At 55.1% G+C, this 18411-nt stretch carries 22 protein-coding genes and 1 tRNA gene; 22 read left to right on the forward strand and 1 reads right to left on the reverse strand.

Going from position 1 to position 18411, the window contains the following annotated elements; translation table 11 throughout:
• Positions 1–5: 5 nt before the first annotated feature.
• The 18 genes from H2P46_RS19645 (at position 6) to H2P46_RS19725 (ending at position 14222) form a co-directional block, all read left to right on the forward strand.
• On the forward strand, positions 6–1139 hold the full coding sequence (locus H2P46_RS19645) for a DUF2586 domain-containing protein (RefSeq protein ID WP_193406522.1): 1134 nt from the start codon (positions 6–8) through the stop codon (positions 1137–1139).
• Positions 1136–1591, forward strand: coding sequence for a phage protein (locus H2P46_RS19650; protein ID WP_193406523.1), 456 nt, complete (start codon positions 1136–1138; stop codon positions 1589–1591). The genes H2P46_RS19645 and H2P46_RS19650 overlap by 4 nt, the downstream gene beginning before the upstream one ends.
• Positions 1592–1601: 10 nt before the next feature.
• A complete protein-coding gene (locus H2P46_RS19655) occupies positions 1602–1892 on the forward strand; it encodes a phage holin family protein (protein WP_193406524.1) in 291 nt (96 codons plus the stop codon).
• Positions 1889–2230, forward strand: a complete 342-nt coding sequence (locus H2P46_RS19660; protein WP_193406525.1) for a M15 family metallopeptidase — start codon at positions 1889–1891, stop codon at positions 2228–2230. The genes H2P46_RS19655 and H2P46_RS19660 overlap by 4 nt, the downstream gene beginning before the upstream one ends.
• Positions 2230–2574 (forward strand): hypothetical protein, encoded by a 345-nt coding sequence (locus tag H2P46_RS19665; protein WP_193406526.1) that lies wholly within the window; start codon positions 2230–2232, stop codon positions 2572–2574. The genes H2P46_RS19660 and H2P46_RS19665 overlap by 1 nt, the downstream gene beginning before the upstream one ends.
• A 146-nt stretch (positions 2575–2720) precedes the next feature.
• The gene (locus H2P46_RS19670) at positions 2721–2984 is read left to right on the forward strand and encodes a putative phage tail assembly chaperone (RefSeq protein ID WP_193406527.1); all 264 of its coding nucleotides are present in this window, start codon (positions 2721–2723) and stop codon (positions 2982–2984) included.
• A 47-nt stretch (positions 2985–3031) separates the two neighbouring features.
• A complete protein-coding gene (locus H2P46_RS23475) occupies positions 3032–3175 on the forward strand; it encodes a DUF6890 family protein (RefSeq protein ID WP_420846550.1) in 144 nt (47 codons plus the stop codon).
• Positions 3172–5145 (forward strand): phage tail tape measure protein, encoded by a 1974-nt coding sequence (locus H2P46_RS19675; RefSeq protein ID WP_193406528.1) that lies wholly within the window; start codon positions 3172–3174, stop codon positions 5143–5145. Before H2P46_RS23475 ends, H2P46_RS19675 begins: the two co-directional genes overlap by 4 nt.
• Entirely contained in the window at positions 5142–5471 is a 330-nt protein-coding gene (locus H2P46_RS19680) for a DUF2590 family protein (protein ID WP_193406529.1), read from the forward strand. The genes H2P46_RS19675 and H2P46_RS19680 overlap by 4 nt, the downstream gene beginning before the upstream one ends.
• Positions 5468–6652 (forward strand): baseplate J/gp47 family protein, encoded by a 1185-nt coding sequence (locus tag H2P46_RS19685; RefSeq protein WP_193406530.1) that lies wholly within the window; start codon positions 5468–5470, stop codon positions 6650–6652. The genes H2P46_RS19680 and H2P46_RS19685 overlap by 4 nt, the downstream gene beginning before the upstream one ends.
• Entirely contained in the window at positions 6645–7238 is a 594-nt protein-coding gene (locus H2P46_RS19690; RefSeq protein WP_193406531.1) for a hypothetical protein, read from the forward strand. Before H2P46_RS19685 ends, H2P46_RS19690 begins: the two co-directional genes overlap by 8 nt.
• A gap of 2 nt (positions 7239–7240) precedes the next feature.
• Positions 7241–9034: a phage tail protein gene (locus H2P46_RS19695; RefSeq protein ID WP_193406532.1), complete on the forward strand. Its 1794-nt coding sequence runs from the start codon at positions 7241–7243 to the stop codon at positions 9032–9034.
• 2 nt (positions 9035–9036) lie between these two features.
• Entirely contained in the window at positions 9037–9567 is a 531-nt protein-coding gene (locus tag H2P46_RS19700; protein WP_193406533.1) for a tail fiber assembly protein, read from the forward strand.
• Positions 9557–10282, forward strand: a complete 726-nt coding sequence (locus H2P46_RS19705) for a hypothetical protein (protein ID WP_193406534.1) — start codon at positions 9557–9559, stop codon at positions 10280–10282. Before H2P46_RS19700 ends, H2P46_RS19705 begins: the two co-directional genes overlap by 11 nt.
• On the forward strand, positions 10254–10793 hold the full coding sequence (locus H2P46_RS19710; protein WP_193406535.1) for a baseplate complex protein: 540 nt from the start codon (positions 10254–10256) through the stop codon (positions 10791–10793). The genes H2P46_RS19705 and H2P46_RS19710 overlap by 29 nt, the downstream gene beginning before the upstream one ends.
• Before the next feature lie 2 nt (positions 10794–10795).
• On the forward strand, positions 10796–12475 hold the full coding sequence (locus tag H2P46_RS19715) for a hypothetical protein (protein WP_193406536.1): 1680 nt from the start codon (positions 10796–10798) through the stop codon (positions 12473–12475).
• A gap of 684 nt (positions 12476–13159) precedes the next feature.
• Positions 13160–13312, forward strand: coding sequence for a type I toxin-antitoxin system Hok family toxin (locus tag H2P46_RS19720; RefSeq protein ID WP_275092439.1), 153 nt, complete (start codon positions 13160–13162; stop codon positions 13310–13312).
• A 310-nt stretch (positions 13313–13622) separates the two neighbouring features.
• Positions 13623–14222: a BRO-N domain-containing protein gene (locus H2P46_RS19725; RefSeq protein ID WP_193406537.1), complete on the forward strand. Its 600-nt coding sequence runs from the start codon at positions 13623–13625 to the stop codon at positions 14220–14222.
• 94 nt (positions 14223–14316) lie between these two features.
• On the opposite strand, the gene H2P46_RS19730 is transcribed toward H2P46_RS19725, so the two are convergent.
• Positions 14317–14392, reverse strand: a tRNA-Ile gene (locus tag H2P46_RS19730).
• Positions 14393–14951: 559 nt separating this feature from the next.
• Here H2P46_RS19730 and istA point away from each other — a divergent pair.
• From istA to H2P46_RS19750, 4 genes are all read left to right on the forward strand, one after another.
• Positions 14952–15980 carry an IS21 family transposase gene (gene istA / locus H2P46_RS19735; protein ID WP_193403243.1) on the forward strand — a complete coding sequence of 343 codons (1029 nt, stop codon included), beginning with the start codon at positions 14952–14954 and terminating at the stop codon, positions 15978–15980.
• Positions 15977–16765, forward strand: a complete 789-nt coding sequence (gene istB, locus H2P46_RS19740) for an IS21-like element helper ATPase IstB (protein WP_193406538.1) — start codon at positions 15977–15979, stop codon at positions 16763–16765. The genes istA and istB overlap by 4 nt, the downstream gene beginning before the upstream one ends.
• 149 nt (positions 16766–16914) lie before the next feature.
• Positions 16915–17433 carry a G/U mismatch-specific DNA glycosylase gene (mug, locus tag H2P46_RS19745; RefSeq protein WP_193406539.1) on the forward strand — a complete coding sequence of 173 codons (519 nt, stop codon included), beginning with the start codon at positions 16915–16917 and terminating at the stop codon, positions 17431–17433.
• Positions 17434–17527: 94 nt separating this feature from the next.
• Positions 17528–18283 (forward strand): substrate-binding domain-containing protein, encoded by a 756-nt coding sequence (locus H2P46_RS19750; RefSeq protein WP_193406540.1) that lies wholly within the window; start codon positions 17528–17530, stop codon positions 18281–18283.
• The last annotated feature ends 128 nt before the right edge of the window (positions 18284–18411 follow it).

Raw genomic sequence — 18411 nt, forward strand, 5'->3', positions numbered from 1 at the left:
AGGGTATGTGGCCAAACGTCACGATTAATCAGTTAAACCAGCTTCAGGGTGAAACGGCAGACATTGAGCGCGTGGTGCTCTTTGTCGGCAAGGGGGCGACAAACACCGGCAAAACGCTGCCGGTCAATACGCAGACGAATTTTGACGCGCTGCTGGGTGCGGATGATCCAGTGCTGAAAAGCCAGGTGATCGCCGCGATGAACAATGGCGGGCAGAACTGGGCGGCATACGTCTGGGTGCTGGCCGAGGACGCGGAACCGCTGGAATGGGTGAAGGCCGTCGAAAAGTCACAAATGGCCGCGTCGGTTGAGGGTATCGTGGTGTGCGTCGATGCTATGGACAAGGCGCAGATTAATGCCGCCGCCACGCTTCGCAATACGCTGCTGGCGAAATACGGGCGCTGGGTGTGGTTCGTCCTTTCGGTTGAAGGGCCGCAGGCGGATGAGGCCTGGGCGGATTACGTTACCCGCCTCGCCACGCTGCAAAACGGTATTTCTGCCAGTGCGGTGCAGCTGGTGCCGCGTCTCTGGGGCAATGAGCCGGGCGTGCTGGCCGGGCGTCTGTGTAACCGTGCCGTCACGATTGCCGACAGTCCGGCGCGGGTGAAAACCGGCGCGCTGCTGGACATGGGGCGTGATGATCTGCCGCTTGACGGTGAGGGCCAGCCCCTTGAGCTTGCCACGCTTCAGGCGCTGGAAAAACTGCGCTACAGCGTGCCGATGTGGTACCCGGATTACGACGGATTCTACTGGGCTGACGGGCGCACGCTGGACGTGGAGGGCGGTGATTATCAGGTGATTGAGTACCTGCGCATTGCCGACAAGGTGGCGCGTCGCGTGCGCCTGCTGGCCATTGCCCGTATTGCCGATCGCTCGATGAATACCACGCCGGGCAGCATTGCCGCAACGCAGCAGAACTTTGCGAAGCCGCTGCGCGAAATGTCGCAGTCTGTCCAGATAAACGGCATCCGTTTTCCCGGCGAGGTGAAGACGCCGCTGGATGGAGACGTCACCGTTAGCTGGAAGACGGCCAGCAAGGTGGAAATTTATATCGTGATGCGCCCGGTTGAATCACCGAAAGAAATCACCGTGGGACTGGTGCTTGATACCAGCATCAACAAAAGCGAGGTAGCAGCATGAGCCAGCGTATCAGCGGCCAGTCTTTTGACGTGAATATTGACGGGGAAATGCTCCACGTTGAAAAAATCTCTCTCGATGTCACGGATAACCCCGCCGCCGCATCAACGCGCGGCGTGCCGGATGGTTTCACCGCCGGTGACGTGGCCGGAGAGGGTGAGATTGAACTCAGCAGCAAGGTGTTCCAGCAGCTGACGGCGAAAGCCAGAGCGGCGGGTTCATGGCGCGGCATTGATGTGGTCGATTTCCTGTTTTACGCGAAGGTGGGCAGCGAAGAGGTCAAAGTTGAGGCGTTCGGCTGCAAGCTGATTATCAGCAACATCCTGGACATTGATCCGAAGGGCGGCGCGCTGACCACGCACAAGGTGAAGTACTTCGTCACCAGCCCGAAATTCATCAACATCAACGGCGTGCCGTATCTTGAGTCGTCGGCAACGGAAAGCCTTATCAGCTAAAGGAGCAGTAATGCAGGAGTACGAAAAAAGCCTTTGTACCCTGCTTGTGATGGGGGCGCTGATTGCACTGGGGAGGGTGCTGGCCAGCAATGAAAAAATCACCCCGCGTCTGGTTATCGGGCGCGTGATCCTCGGTTCCGCCATTTCCACGGCGGCAGGTGCGGCGCTGATTCAGTTCCCTGATATTTCGCCAGTGGCCATCAACGGGCTGGGCGCGGCACTGGGGATTCTGGGGCATCAGTTCTGTGAATTATGGCTGCGCCGCCGGTTAGGTGGCGATAAACGGGAGACAAAAGAGTGACGCTATCGGAAAAACAGCAGCTTTTTACCGCGCTGATTGCGCAGCTGATCACCTTTGCGCAGGACAACGGCATGCGCCTGACGTTTGGCGAGGCTTACCGCACGCCGGAGCAGGCGGCGCTTAATGTAAAGAACGGCAGCGGCATCAGCAACAGCCTGCACACGCAGCGGCTGGCGGTGGATTTTAACCTCTTCATTAACGGCCAGTATAAAACCCGCACCGGGGATTATCTGGCGCTGGGCGAACACTGGGAATCGCTGGGCGGCAGCTGGGGCGGGCGCTTTAAAAAGAACCCGGACGGCAATCACTTCAGCCTGGAGCATAACGGGGTGCGCTGATGGGTAAAGAGGTTCTTTTCGCATTTGCCATTTGGGGGTTGGGTTTGTGCGCGGGGTGGATGGCTGCTGAGTGGAGGCGTGACAGCGTGGAACTGGTGACCGAACGTGCCGCCGGGCTGGCCGCCGATAAGGCGCGCAGTGAGTTGCAGGGCGTGGCCAGCGAATCGGCCAGAGCGCTTGAGGTAAAACTGGAGGAGTTAAAAGGTGCGATCCCCGACGGATTACGCACTGAAGTGGTTAAGCCTGTTTTTACTAACGTGTGCGTGTCAGATGACTTTGTCCGCATGTACAACGAAGCCAGTGAAAAAGCAGAGCGTACCCTTTCAGGAAAATTTAAAAACTAAATGCCCGGTTAATCTTCCACGATTACAGGGAAATGACGGCAGAGCAGCAGCGGAATTATTAACGACGTGGGTTGAGCTTTATTCAGCCTGTGCAGCTCGCCACAATCTGATTGTTGATGAAATTATGTTAAGAGAGAAAAAGAGCCATGAGTAAAAAATTAATTGAAATGAAAATTGCGGGTAAAGATGTTTCTTTTTCACCGAACGTCACTGCGTATAACAAATATATCAACGAAATCACGATGGGAAATAAAGTTTCCCCGGCGCATAACTTTCTGGTGCGCATCGTAACGCCGGAAACAAAGGAGGCGCTAACAGAGCTGCTGGAGCGCCCCGGTGCGGCATTACAGATTGTGGGTAAGGTTCTGGATGAATATACGCCGGAACTGGAAATCACCGTAAAAAACTAACCGGTCGGGTTCGTAATATCGATTCAAACGGACTCGAACAATATTCAATTTTACGCCGTCGCTGGCTTCCCGGTGAGGAAGATAGTTTAGACAGCCTTTCCGCCGCGTTGTGGCTTGATAACCGTTACTGGGAAAACCAGCGCATTGCCGTCGCCAATGGCATCGCGCTGGCACTTAAGGGAAGCGAATGAGGCAGCTGGAATTTACGTTAGCGCTGATCGACAAAGTGACGCGGCCGCTGCGACAGGCGCAGGCAGGCGTGACGGAGTTTGCGGATAAATCCCGCGCCTCATTCCAGCGCGTTGCCGTGGGCGGTGCGGCGCTGTGGGGCGTCGGGCAGGCAATTAAGGGGGCGCTTGGCCCGGCCATCGAAATGTACGACGCCCTTCAGGAGCAGTCAGCGCGAGGCATTGACAGTTCAGCGCTGAAGCAGGTGGAGAAGGACGCCAACAACTTTGCCATGACCTACGGCAAAAGCGCGGTGGAGTTCGTTCAGTCAACGTCCAGCATTAACGCGGCCATTAGCGGACTCACCGGCACCGAGTTGCCTAAAGTCACGCAGGTGGCCAATCTGATGGCGGCGGCGGTGGGCAGTTCGGCGGCGGAGTCGGCGGAGTTTCTGGGCCAGATGTTTGGCAACTTCAGGGAAGAAGCGGAGAGGCTGGGCAAGGTGCAGTTTGCCGGGCAGCTGGCCGACAAAATGGCGTTTATGCGCCAGCGCTTCGGCGTGGAAATGGGGCTGGTTAAAGACCTGATGGAAGGCGCGCGCGGTGTCGGTACTAACTACGGCATCGGGCTTAATGAGCAGCTGGCCGTCATGGGAGAACTACAGCGCACGCTGGGTTCAGAGGCGTCCGGCGCGTATGAAGGCTTTCTGACCGGAGCCGAAGACGGTGCCAAAAAGCTGGGGCTGAGCTTTACAAACTCGGCTGGCCAGATGCTGTCGATGCCAGAGATCCTGACTAAATTACAGGGCAAATACGGCGACAGCATCGCCGGAAACGTGGAGGCGCAGAAGGCGCTTGATGACGCGTTCGGCGACAGTTCGGCGGTGGTCAAACAGCTGTGGGGCAACGTCGGCACGCTACAGCGCAACATCACCGAGCTGGGCGGCAGTGACGGGCTGAAGCGCACGCAGGAAATGGCCGCGAAGATGGTGAAGCCGTGGGACAGGTTCATGGAAATCCTGACGGCCATCCGGCGCGTGATCGGGATGACGCTTATCCCGGTGCTGTATCCGCTGCTTAACCGTCTGGCGGATATGGGACAAACGTTCGCACGATGGATGCAGATGTTTCCCAACATCGCGCGCGTGGTCGGGTATGCGTCGCTGGCCTTACTGAGCCTTGCCGGTGCGGGTGCGGTGGCCAATATCGTTATGGGCGTGGGCATGTTTGTTGCCAACGGATGGGCAGGCATATGGAAACTACTGACTATGCTAACCAAAATAGACACCGCCTGGACGTGGCTTAACACCAAGGCAAAGATGGCCTGGGCTGCAGTAATGCGCAACCTGCGCGGCGTGCTGATGGCGTTGCGAATGCAGGCAGTGTTGACCGGCGCGGCCATTAACTTCATGAGCTGGCCAATTCTGCTGATCATCGGCGCAGTCGCGCTGCTGGCCGCAGGCTGTTATCTGCTGATCGCGCACTGGGATGCAATCAAAGCCGCCGTGATGAACACCGAAGCCTTTCAGGCTGTATCCGGCGCGGTGGCCGCTGTAGCCGGTGTATTTGGTAAAGCCTGGGCGTTTATCAGCGAGGGCTGGGTGAGTTTCGTGGCGCTGCTGTCCGGTTTTTCCGTAACGCAAACGCTGGGGAATATGGCCAGCGGGATAATGAACCTCTTCGCGAACCTGTGGGACAACATTAAAAAAACGGCGCTGAGTTCACTTAACTGGGTTATTTCAAAGCTGAATAAAATTCCCGGCATTGATATTGCCGAACTGGGCGCATCCGTGCCGACGCCGTCGGTAATGGAAAATAAACTTACTACCGGCGGACAGCTTAAAGGTGTTGATTCCGGTGGCGTAAGTAAAACTATTAACAGCAACAGCCGCGCCGTCACGGATAACAGCCGCCGGATTGATAAGGTGGAAATGAATATGGCGAACGGAATGACGCCGCAGCAGTTAACCGAGTGGCAGGAGCTTGCCGGATGAGTGAATTACTTTATATCGACCTGCTTATTGAGAATGGCGACTTTGTTTTAAATACGGGTAGTGAACCCGTGACGTGTAATAACCGCAAAAGTATTCAGCAGGATATTGCGCACGCCATTCTTGAATCCGGCCTGCTGACCGAAATGATTGCAGAAAGAAGCCCGACGATGCGCGCCGATATTCTGACGCGTCTTGAGCTGCTGATTGAGGACGATGAGCGGATTATCCCCGGCACCATTGAGCTGACCGGAGAAACGCTTTCCCGCCTCTGGGTGACGGCCAACACGTATGAGTTCGGCGCTATTTCTTACGGAGTGGATATATGACGGAAAAGCCGCAGGTTGATTTTACGGAAGTGGTAAAGGCCAGTGGGATGCCGGTCACGGATGCGGAGCTGCGCGCGAAGTTCACCGCGATTGCAGCGGAAGAGGGGCTTATCACCAACACCTCCCGCATGTCGCCATTCTGGCGGCTGGTCACGGCCATTATCACCGCACCGGTGCTGTGGCTGGTCGATGTGCTGGTAAACACCGTGCTGGCCAATATGTTTGTAGCCACCGCCAGCGGCAAGCTGCTGCGCCTGCTGGCGTGGGCGGTGAACGTGACCGCCAAACCGGCAAGCGCCGCGCAGGGCGTGATCCGCTTCTGGAAAGAAAACGCGGGCGCTGAAGTTGTGGTGACGGCAGGCACGCGAATTTTAACCGAGCGTATCAACGGCGTGGTTTACGAGCTGGTGACAACCGCGGATTTCATCATTGCGGCTGACGTGGCCAGCGCGCTGGTGCCGGTCAGGGCTACGCAGCCCAGTGCCGCGTACAACCTTGCGCCGGGTTATTTTCGCATCCTGCCGGTGGCGGTCTCCGGCATTACGCATGTGGTGAGCGAAGAAAACTGGCTGACGGTGCCGGGCGCGGATGAGGAGAGTGACGACGAGCTGCGCGAGCGCTGCCGCAATCAGTTCAACCTGGTCGGCAACTATCACACCGACGCGGTGTACCGCTCAATGATCGCCGGAGTGGTGGGGCTGAGCATTGACCGTATTTTCTTCCTGAACGACGCACCGCGCGGGCCGGGAACGGCGAATGCGTATCTGCTACTGGATTCGGGCGTTGCGTCTGAACCGTTTATCGCGGCGGTAAATGACTACATCAACACGCAGGGCCACCACGGACACGGTGACGATATGCAGTGCTTCGGCATGCCGGAAACGCTGCACGATCTGAATGTGGTGCTGTACCTGAAAGACCCGGACAACATGACGCAGGAGAATCAGGCGCTGCTGAAGAAAAGCGCCGGAAATCTGATCCGCTGTGCCTTCAGGGAAAACACGGATTACAGCGTCAGGAAAACGTGGCCATACGGGCGCTTTTCGTTCTCAAACCTCGGGCGGGAAATTCATAAAACCTTCCCGGAGGTGGATTCCATCGCGTTTTCACTGGCCGACATCGTGAGCGATTTAAGCGTGCCGCGCCTGAAGAGTCTTAATGTGAGCATTGAACATGACTGATTTCATGAAAAAGCTTGCCGGGCTTAGCCTGCCAACGTGGATGAAAAAAGGCGAGCCGGAAAAGCTGCTGAAAGCGGCGCGCAGGTTCTGGACGCTGGTTTACGGCTGGGTGACGTGGCCGGTAAGCCAGTTTGATCCGCTGGCCTGTGCAGAGCCGCTGCTGAACCTGCTGGCCTATGACCGCGACATTACCCGGTTTAACGGTGAGCCGTTGGGACTGTATCGCAGGCGCGTGGCGTATGCGTTTATCAACGCGCGTGATGCCGGTTCAGTGGAGGGATTCATCAGCATCTTTGAGCGGCTTGGCATTGGTTATGTCGAGCTGCTGGAGCGCCAGCCGGACATTGACTGGGACGTGATTGTTGTTCGCGTGACGGACAGCCAGCTTGCAGACAACGCACAGCTGCTGATCCAGATTATCCGGCAGTACGGCAGAACCTGCCGACGCTATCAGTATGAGGTCATTACGTCAGAGCGTTTTTACATCCGGGCCGGATGGGACCAGGGCGAATACGTGGTATATCCGGCGCGACTGGCCAGTACGGAAACCGGCAGCGCAACGTTTAGCGCGAGTATTGAGGGATAGTTATGTCACAGACTGTAATCACAACAGCATTTGAGCAGTGGAAGGCACGTCAGGCAGAGAGCGGTGAGCCGGTTCTGCTGGATGAATTCGTGTTTGCCAGCGTGCCGGGTTTAGATCCCGACGCACCGATTGACCGTAGCGAAGGTCTGCCACCGGCGGCGCAGATCGTGCACCGTCAGCCCGTGGAGCGTAAGGGCGTGGTGAATGGCAATGCGGTGGTGCACTCCGCCGTGCTGGGCGCTGACGTGGGCGACTTCACGTTTAACTGGATTGGCCTGATGAATAAAGCCAGCGGTACGCTGGCCATGATTGTGCACGCACCAGAGCAGCAGAAACTCAAGACCAAAGATGGCCAGCAGGGGAACGTGCTGACCCGCTCTTTCCTGATGGAATACAGCGGCGCGCAGCAGGAAACCGGCATCAGTACACCGGCGGAGACGTGGCAGATTGACTTCACGGCGCGCATGGCGGGAATGGACGAGCGTCAGCGCATCGAAAATACCGATATTTATGGCGCAGCGGCGTTTTTTGGCGAGGGCTTTCTTGTAACCAGGACCGGCAGCACCTACAGCATCACCGCCGGGACGGGATATGTGGGCGGTCTTCGTGCGGTGTTGCTGGCATCTGAGCGCGTCAGCGCATCTTCGAAGCCGGTTAAGGTCTGGGTAGACGTGACGTGGAAAGGTTCGCTGCTGAGAGTCTGGGGCGTAGAGACGAAAATCACCGTCGCCGATGCGCTGGCGGACTATAGCGATAATGGCCAGCAGCACTATGTGTTTGCGGTGGCCCAGATTGCCGCCGACGGCAGCGTGACAGATTTACGTCCTAAAGGCTCTTTAGAAGACCAGAACGGCGCGAAAACGTACCTGCGCATTGACGCGGCTCTGGGTGAAATCGCGAAAAAGGGCGCAGAGGCGCAGGCTGAAGCGCGTAAAAATATCGATGTGCTGAGTAAAAAGGAAACGGGTGATCAGTTTCTCAGCACGAAGGACGGCGGCACGGTAAACGGGGCAACCCTGATTACGCATACCCTGTCTGTCTCTGCTAAGCCGTCTGGCATTTTTGCAGAGAATGGCCGGGCAACGTTTAACATCGGGGATTCAGATACCGGCTTTGTCTGTCCCGGTGATGGCATGCTTGATGTTTACGCCAACAACGCAAGGATATTTCGCTGGGACGCTAACAGCGCTGAAGCCTACAGCGATTTGACGTTCCGTTCTCGGGGTGAAATCAGGTCAGAGTCAGCCAACAGCTACCGAATGACCCAGTCGGACAGGGGCGTATTCTGGCGTTTTGATGGCAATAATTATTATCTCATGCTTACCAGAGATAAAGACCCGCTTGGCAGCTATAACGACCTGCGCCCCATCATGGTGAACTATTCCAATGGACTGGTCTCACTGGGATGCGGATTGAGGGTAACCGGAGGCGGCCGCACCGTTAGTTATCAGGAAGACGGAAATATTGTGCAGCGCGGCGGTACAACCATTTTTAACGGTTACTGGAATACTACAGATCTCAATGGCGCACTGCACGCCATAACCAGTCACGCGGATGCGGCTAACAACAGAGCAAATGACGCCTGGAATAAAGCGCAGGATGCGCAGGTTAACCGAGTGCAGGATATTCGTCTGGCTGGGCGCACTTCTATCGGTGGCTGGGGCGGATTAATCCAGGCTCCTACTGGCTGCGTCTTCACGGCTATTGGCGACTTTGGCGCTAATAATGGTTACGGCGAATATTCAGCCGTTCAGAAGTTAGTAAACAGCGGCTGGTACACCATTGGAGGGAATTAATTATGGTGCGTATTAATAATTTAACAGAGTACAAACCTGATTACGTGCTGGACGAAATGAGCGACGTGATTTTCCTGCAGGACGATATGGGTAATGACTGGTATTACGCATTGCAGCGATTTAAGCCAGACACCATGAAAGTTTGCTTTGATAAACAGGGCGTAATCATGGCGTTCAACGGCGATGCAGATAAGCTCTGGCCGGTGGGGCTTTCGGTTGCAGAAGTCGCGAAAAAGGCAGTACCCAGTGCGATAGCGATCGACGGAAAGTGGGTTTTTGATGGTGCGGCGGTTGTGCCACGCACGTATTCAGATGCGGAACGGGTTGAGCAGGCAGATAAAAAGCGCGTATCGCTCATCACCGATGCCGTGGCAAAGATGTCCCCCTTACTTGATGCGGTTGAGCTTGGCAGGGCAACGACAGAACAGGCCGCGCGGCTGCTGGCTCTGAAGAATTACCGCCTTGACCTGATTGAGCTGGATATTTCCGATCCGGATGCGATTGCCTGGCCGGTGCTGCTCGATGTGGCGTGAGGCAACGATACGCTTCACTGACGACGTGGCCGCAGTTTCATGTTCCGTTGTCGCCGCGCATCCGTGGGTATACGGACTGGGTCAGCAAACTGAAAACGGCGCTTATCTGAGTCCGGTAAATGCCATCACCTGGCTGGCAGAGAAGCTTGCGGGGTCGGGGGGTAGCGCGGAGGTGGCCATTTTTATGGTCACCGGCGACACGCATAAAAATTTCATGTCGGGACTGGGCAAGCTGGCTGATGTTTTTCCCGCACCGGCATTTACGCAGGTGAAGCGGCTCGCTGAGTCTTCCGCCGCGCTGGCACAGGAAAAAATGCAGATCCCCGCGCGCATGGCCGGAGCACTGCCGCCATCGGTGCCGCTTTCGGTGCAAAGCAGCCGCACAGCACTGGCAGCGGCTGCAATCCACAAGGCGCAGGAGGAAGCCGGAGCCACGGCGGGAATGGCGCAACTTAAACAGCAGCTGGAATCATTCGCGCAAAAGCGTGACGCCGTGCTGGCTGACATCGCCGCCGGACTTGGCGACCTCCAGGGAAAAAGCGCGCGCGCGTGGGTGTTTACCGCGCAGGGCAGCATGGCCAGCACGTTATTGCGGCTGGTTCAGGACATCCCGCAGCCTTCTGCCGTTTATACGGCGGCCATGATGCTGGCAGGGGACGATCTTGAGGGAATAAGGAGCATGATCCATGAGTTCAAACCCGACGCTGGCGCTTAACGGCGAAGGCATCCCGCTTAAAAATATGCGGGTAACGGTATCCATGCAGATTCAGGACAAAGACCAGTCCGGGCAGACCAGTACTACGACGAAGGCAGAGCAGGGTGTCAAGGGCAAGGAGCTGCGCATTTCGGGCGAAATCGGCTTCAGTAATACTGGATTGCTTAAGCGTATTTTTGAGCTGGCGTCGGCAACGGATGCCAAAGGGCAAAGGCAGAAATACCGCGTTGCGCATGAGGTCGCGCGCGCCGTGAGCTTTCGTGAAGCGACGTTTACCGGCAACGTCGATGCGCCGCAGCAGGAAGGCAAAATGGCATGGCTGGTGACGTTCACGCTCACCGAGCACGTTAGTGTGCAGGAAAAGCGGGAAGCGCGGGTCAGCGGAAAAACGGCCACCAAGCAGACCGGCGGTGCGGGCGCTGGCGGTGGGAAGGCAGCTGGCGAAAGCGAAGAGAAAATGACGTGGTTTGAGCGTAGGGTGCTTAAGCCGGTCAACGATGCACTGGAATAACGATGAAACCTTTAACCCGTCTCTATCTCTCAACCGATGAGGTACATCTGGCCGATGCCAGTCTGGTACTGGAGCTTAACAGCTGTGGCCGGGGCTTTATTACTGCGCAGACCCAGACCGATTACACCGGAAAAATGGTGCGCATCGACGTGGGCTACCCGTCGCTGGTTCTGCGCTGGTTTACCGGCTACGTCGAGCGCTCGCAGCCAGCGGAAAGCGGCTTTCAGCGCCTGTTTGTGCGTGAGGTGTGCGGCGTGTTTGATCGCAACTGGCCGTGCTCTTTTCAGCATCCAACGCTGCGCCAGATTGCCGCCTGGCTGGAAGAAAACAGCGGACTCACTTTCAGCGTGCCGGATGCCGCTTACAGCGACAAGCCCATCCCACACTTTACGCACAGCGGCACCGGCTTCCAGCTGCTTGGCAATCTGGGCAAAGCCTTCGGTATTAACGATTACGTCTGGTATCAGCTGCCGGACGGCGGCGTATACGTCGGCGGGGCGGAAAAGTCGCTGTTTGCTGGCAAGCCGGTAAACGTTCCGGCGGAGTTCAGCCAGGGCGCGGCGGGCTGCAATTCGATGATTGTGCCGTTAATCCAGAGCGTCAGGCCCGGCGTTGAGCTGAACGGCCAGCGCGTGACGAAAGTGCAGCTGAATAACGAGACCATGACGATCACCTGGACACCGCGCAACCGCGTCACCGGGCGGGCGCTGCAGAAGACGCCCATTCAGCGTCAGATTGAAAGTCAGTACCCGGAGCTGGCCAGCGGGCTGCATCTGCCAAAGTTTGCGCGCGTAGTGGCACCCAGCGAAGCAGTGAAAAGTGGTAACTTTGCCGACCCGTTCAGGCCGCGCTACGCCGTTGATCTTCAACTGCTGGACGCCGACGGCAAGCCTGACGGCACCACGCCGGTTTATCCTGCCGTACCGCTGCCCGTGCCAATGGCCGGTAATGATTCCGGAATGTTTCAGTTCCCGCCAGAGGGTACGCTGGTAGAGGTTGGTTTTACCGGCGGACGCCCGGACAAGCCGTTTGTGCGCCAGACCATGCCGGAAGGGACCAGCCTGCCGGACGTGAAGCCGGGCGAACAGCTGCAGCAGCAGCGCGCGGAAGTCTCACAGCGCGTAACGCAGGCCGGAGACTGGGAGCGCCAGACCGATCAGGTCATCCGTGAAACGTCCATGAACCGGGAAGTTAAAGCCGATACTGAAAAGCGTGAGCTGGTCAGCAGGGAAACGACAGTGAAAGCCACGGACAGGACCACGGTGATCGGCACTGCGTCACTGATGGCCGGAGCCATTCAGCATGTCACTACCGGCAGTTACAGCGTGGCCGCACAGCAGAGCCAGCTGATTACAGTGGGCGGTAATGCCGAAACGGACGTTACCGGCAATGCGGCGATAAAAGTCGGCCAGGCGCTGACTGAGAAAATCGGCCAGCTGCGCCAGAGCATTGCCGGTACACGTCAGGAAATCATCGCGCCGGTGGTGTGGATTGGTTCAGAGAAGATTAACGTGGCCCAGCTGATGCTCGATACCGTGGCGCTGGTGCAGCAGCTGGCTGACCAGCTGGCCAGCCATACGCACCCGTCAACCGGTCAGCCCACGAACAGCAGCGCCATCGCACAGAGTAGCCAGCAGGCCGCCGCACTCAGTAAGAAATACTCCCCCGTCATCGGCAAGTAAGCCAGCAAACGGACCCGCTATCACAGCGGGTTTTTTATTGCCCGTCACCAGAACGCCTCAGACGCACGCTGCGCCACGCGCAGGCGCGACCATCACGCACAATTACCTCCGACAGATCATCCGCAGAGCGTGGCACTGGCTGCGCGTCAGCCCCGGCAAAATAATCGCTGCGCAGACAAAATCGGCGCTACACCGCACCCGCCTGCAGGTTTTGGATCTTAAAAATTTTTCAGTTTTATTTTTTTACAAAGGGCATGGTCAGACCGCGCCAGTGCTGGGGTTCTGCCGGAGTCCGCCAACTGAAAAGAGTGAAAAGAATTTCAGTTTTTTTCAGTTTTAAGGATCTGCAAAGGATCTGATAAAAAATTTAACTACTTGAAAAATAAGGAGGAAGTTAATTTTACGTGATGTGGGGAGGATCTACGGTTGTGAGTGCGGCCCGTAAAAAATAACCGCAAAGCCAGATATGGCACAGGTTACAGCGCGTTTACTGCTTTTTGGAAAACTGAAATTTGTGTACACTGCGTGACGGGTGCTCTGGATCGTTTCTGACCGGAGCATTGAGCAAAGGACAGAAAAGAGAAAGGCCCCGAATCGATATTAATCAACCCGAGGCCCGTCTGTATGCTTGAACAACATCAGGTTAGCCTCTTACCCGCCGAAAGGCAAGGAGATGAGGCCATGATGCCGCAAAAACTGGCAGTAACTGCCCTGATAGTTATCTGTGTAACACTACTGGTGTTTACCTGGCTGACGCGGAAATCACTGTGTGAAATCCATATCAGGAACGGTGATACAGAGGTTGCGGCCTTCATGGCTTACGAATCTGTAAGGTAAGGCAACCCAACGGCGGGGCATGTCCCCGCCTGTTGGTTGTTTGAGCCGGGATCCATGAGCACCCTTCCTGCTGTTGATCTGAGTTGTCAATCGTCATATATTATTGTCTGGTGCTCAAAACACCTCGAAAGCGGTTACCACACCCGACAGCCATGTGGTTTTTTTATGTCCAGATTTCTTGGTTTATGACCGGGCGTGCGGCTAATACAATACCAGTAATGGGAATATGCCCGCCGACTTTCGACGGTTTTGAGCGCCCGGTCACCCCATCAAAAGGGGTAAATCAAAATATTCGAAAGGACATAAAACCATGCCACGCCAACTTACTTTCCGAAATGTAGGTCTTACTCCAGTCAACCGTCGTAAACAGATATGGTTTACAGCTTCCGATCTGGCTAATGCGCTGCAATACGCCAATGCAAAATCAATCACGAATCTTTTCAACGAATATGCCGATGAATTTTCACCAATGATGTCCGAGGTCATCGAATCGGTGACCTCGGGGAATCTGCGAAAAAAGGTGCGTATTTTCTCACTGCGCGGCGCTCACCTACTGGCCATGTTTGCCAGAACGCCGATTGCTAAAGAATTTCGCCGGTGGGTATTAGACATTCTGGATCAGGAGGTTGTGAGAAGTAGGCTACCAGCTAAAGAGCGAGTGGCAGTGCTGTGCCCCTGTTGCCGAAAGCCAGCGGTTGTTATTGGCACAAACTATCTAACGCGTCATCGAGTTGAAATTATCGCGCGCTGTGATCGACTGGATTGCCCTGACCAGCAATTTAAATCTGATATTACTTTTTCGCATTACTTAGAGAAAAAAATAGATAGCCGGGGCATGGTAGGGTTCATTCGGTCTTTAACTTCCAACCAAAGGCAAAGTCTGATCCATCTGTTATCGACCCATGCTTGACTTCTCGTGCGACATTTTTGCGACACTCATAGATGGGATAACAAAAAAGCCACTCAGTATAGTGGCTTAATCACTTGATTTTAAAGCTAAAATTTGGTGGCCCCTGCTGGGTTTGAACCAGCGACCAAGCGATTATGAGTCGCCTGCTCTAACCACTGAGCTAAGGGGCCAGCGGAGCGGGGATTATAAAGTATCTGCTCGGGGCGATCCAGCATTCAGCGGCTGGTTGCTGAAATTAGCATCAGTTCCTGAGTGGCTGATTTACAAAGTAAATCAGCGAGGCCATTGAAAAAGTTGCAACCGAATACGGTTTTTGCTGTGAGTCTTTAATCATTATCCCGGTTTGCCCCTGAATAGTTGCTCGTCTTCTGCCCTGATTAACACCCGGTTTAGCTTATGTGTTCCGGCTAAAGCTGTTGATGCCCGGCTACAGCTAATATCTTCAGGCACTGTTATAGCGATGAGAAAAGCAAAGCCTGAAGCGATATCGTTGACAAGGTGACAGGCATTATTGAGTGGGATGTGACGGTTAGCCTGTTTTTCATCAAGCCAGCGCCGAAAGGGTAACTAATACGCTGATAGCTGAAGAAGATATGAAAAACAAAAACATCAAGCGCATACTGCCCACACATTCATGATGAAGCTGTCGCTACCGATGTAAAACTGGCCCACCTGCCGATGTAAATCTGACCCACCTAGGGTAAAAATGGCAGTTTTAAGGCACTGCCAATGATGACATTGGAGACCAGAGTGGAGATTAGTGTTTTACACCGTCAGGGCATGTCGATACGCGCCATCGCGCGCCAGCTTTCATGCTCTCGTGAGACCGTTCGCAGATATATTCGTAGCCCGCTGCCCGTAGCGGATATGCGCTACAAGCCTCGCGCACCCAGACCCTGCAAGCTTGACCCGTTCAAGACCTATATCCTTGAGCGCGTGGCCGCTGCCAGGCCCCTCTGGATACCCGCCAGTGTGCTGCTGCGCGAGATCCGTCAGCGTGGTTACGAGGGTGGTTACAGCATGCTGACCGCTTTCCTGCACCCCATTAAGCAGCCCGTCACTGAAGAGGTAACACGCTTCGAGACCGAGCCTGGCTTTCAGATGCAAGTTGATTTCACCATCATCAGACTCGGTCATAACCCATTGCTGGCCTTTGTCGCCACGCTGGGCTGGAGCCGCGCGACTTTCGTCAAGTTTTACAGCAACCAGGACTCCGCTGCCTGGTGTGACGGCATTGAGTCTGCGCTCAGGTTCTTCGGCGGGACGCCGCATCAGCTGCTGTTCGACAACGCCAAGGCCATCATCATTGAGCGCGATGTCTACGGCCCCGGTAAGCATCGCTGGAACCCGCAGTTGATGCACGTCGCCGAGAAGTATGCCTTTACTCCCAAGGTCTGCCGACCCTATCGCGCCAAGACCAAGGGTAAGGTTGAGCGGTTTAACCATTACCTCAAGAACAGCTTTATCGTGCCTCTTACCGCGACCTTCCGGCAGGCCGGGCTGGTACTGGATGTACCTGCTGCCAACACACGCATCGGCGAGTGGCTGGTCACCGTCGCGAACACACGAGTGCATGGCACCACAGGCGTACCGCCTGAGCAGCGCATGCCGCGCGAGCGTGCTGCGCTATTGCCGTTACCGAAGGTCACGTTGGCATTGCCTGCACCTGTCCCAGCGCTCAGCCAGCGTCCGGTGCCGACCGAGAGCCTGCAACATCCTCTGGCAACGTACCAGGCCTTGCTCGAGGTGCCAGCATGAACCTTCAACATGATCGTATTGCCGCGCTCTGCGAGCAACTCAAGCTCGACCGCCTGCCGGCAGAGTGGCCGGGTGTGGCACAGGCGACCATCGACAACAGCGGCACGCATGCCGACTTCCTGGAAGCCGTTTTGCAGCTCCAGCATGATGGCCAGAACGAACGGCGTCGCCAGACCATTTTGCGGTTATCAGGCCTGCCGGTGATAAAAACACTGGAGCAGTTCGATTACGCCTATGCCAGTGGCGTTCCACGAAGTCAGATCCAGGAGTTGGCGGGTCTGACATTTATCGAACGTCAGGAGAACGTTGTCCTGCTCGGGCCTTCTGGCGTCGGCAAAACGCACCTGGCGACCGCCATTGGCTATAAGGCCGCGATGGCGGGTTTAAGCATTCGGGTCATTACCGCCGCCGACATGATGCTGCAACTGATGGCGGCACATCGTCAGGGTGACCTGAAGGGCTACCTGAACCGCGTCGTAGGTAAACCTAAGCTGTTGATCATCGACGAAGTGGGATATCTGCCGTTCGGTAAAATGGAGGCGAACCTGTTCTTCCAGGTAGTCGCTAAACGGTATGAGTCAGGCAGCGTGATCCTGACCAGCAACCTGCCGTTTACGCAGTGGTCCGGAACGTTTGGTGATGACGAGACACTGACGGCAGCGATGCTGGATCGGCTGCTTCACCATGCGCATATCGCCCAAATCAGCGGCCAAAGCTATCGACTGAAAGATAAGCTGAAAAGCGGTCAACTCCAGAAGAAAACGAAAGCAACAACGCTCGAATGATTCAAAGGGGGTGGGTCAGTTTTACTTTGGCAGGGTGGGTCAGAATTCGATCGGTATTGACATGAAGCCGCATGTATAGTGCGCGACAGCCAATGTAATGCTGGCCTAAGCCATCATACGTTGAAAGGGTATGCCAGACTGGAGAAATAATGAGCGAACATACAATTACCGATATTATTGCGCCTGATCTTAACGTGTTGTTTTGCGGTATCAATCCTGGACGGTCGACTGCGCATACTGGCTTCCATTTTGCCCATCCCGGCAATCGATTCTGGAAAGTCATTTATCTGGCGGGTTTTACTCATTTACAACTCAAACCAGAAGAAGAGCAGCGTTTACTGGAAACCGGCTGTGGTATCACGATGTTAGTAGAGCGCCCAACCATACAGGCAAACGAATTATCGTTAATTGAATTACAGGATGGTGGCGAACGCCTAATGGCAAAAGTGCTGCAATATCAGCCTGCGGCCTTAGCTATTCTGGGTAAAGATGCTTTTAAACGCGCGTTTCGAAAAAATAAAGTGGAGTGGGGAGCGCAACCGATTTTTATGGGTAAAACGCAGGTTTGGGTGTTGCCCAATCCGAGCGGATTAAATCGTGCTTCACTGGAAGAAATAGTCGAGGCGTATCGACAACTTCATGAAATGTTACAGATAAAAAACAGCTAAAACGTGAGACACCTCAGCTTAACAACCGGTAGCAATTGTCGTTATTTACAATCCCAGTTAAACCGGTGTTTTATGACAAAGGCGAGGATAAAAAATGAAGTACTTTACGTTATTGATTATGACGTTATTAACGGTTAATTCCGGCTGGGCGGCAACGCTAAAAGTGTTTTGTTCGGGCGGTATGTTTCCGGTTATCCAGGCATTAAAGACTGACTATCAACAGCAAAGCGGTAATCAGATCGCGCTGGAAGCTGCCCCTTCAATGGGAGACACGGCGCAGGCGATCCCGAACAGGCTGGCGCGGCATGATGATGCGGATGTATTGGTTATGGTCGATTACGCCATCAAACCCCTTGAGCAAAAGAAGTGGGTTCAGACTGAAACGCATAAAATCCTGGCGCATTCATGGATTGCCATGGCAGTTAAGCAAGGCGTGACGCCACCTGATATTAGCACTGTGGCGAAGTTTAAACAGGTATTGACCGAAGCACCTTCCATTGCGGTCTCGGACAGCGCCAGCGGTCGTTATATTCGTACCGCAATGTTGAAAAAGCTCAGTCTGGGCCAGAAAACAGCGAATAAGATATTTACCGTGCCAGCAACACCTGTTGGTGAAGCGGTTGCGCAGGGTAAGGCAAGCATTGGTTTTCAGCAAAACAGTGAGTTGAAAGCGGTGAAGGGAATAACGCTTGTGGGATTGATCCCGCAGGCAGCGCAGCAGGACACGCTGTATGGCGCAGTGGTGACGCGTTCTACGAAGCAGCAAAAAGCAGCGAGCGAATTTATCAGCTATTTATCGTCAGAAAAAGCAAAGGCGATGATGAAAGAGAAAGGGCTGACAGCATATTAGCTGTACTAGCTCAGACCTGATCTGACAGTTACCGGTTATTTATACAGGTGTCTGTCAGATTAAATCTGGTTCAGATTCTTTTCTGCCCAGACCCGTTTTCCATCAAGTAACGTGGCCATTGGCGTACG

The sequence above is a fragment of the Mixta mediterraneensis genome (genome assembly GCF_014946725.1).
GTDB lineage: Bacteria > Pseudomonadota > Gammaproteobacteria > Enterobacterales > Enterobacteriaceae > Pantoea > Pantoea mediterraneensis.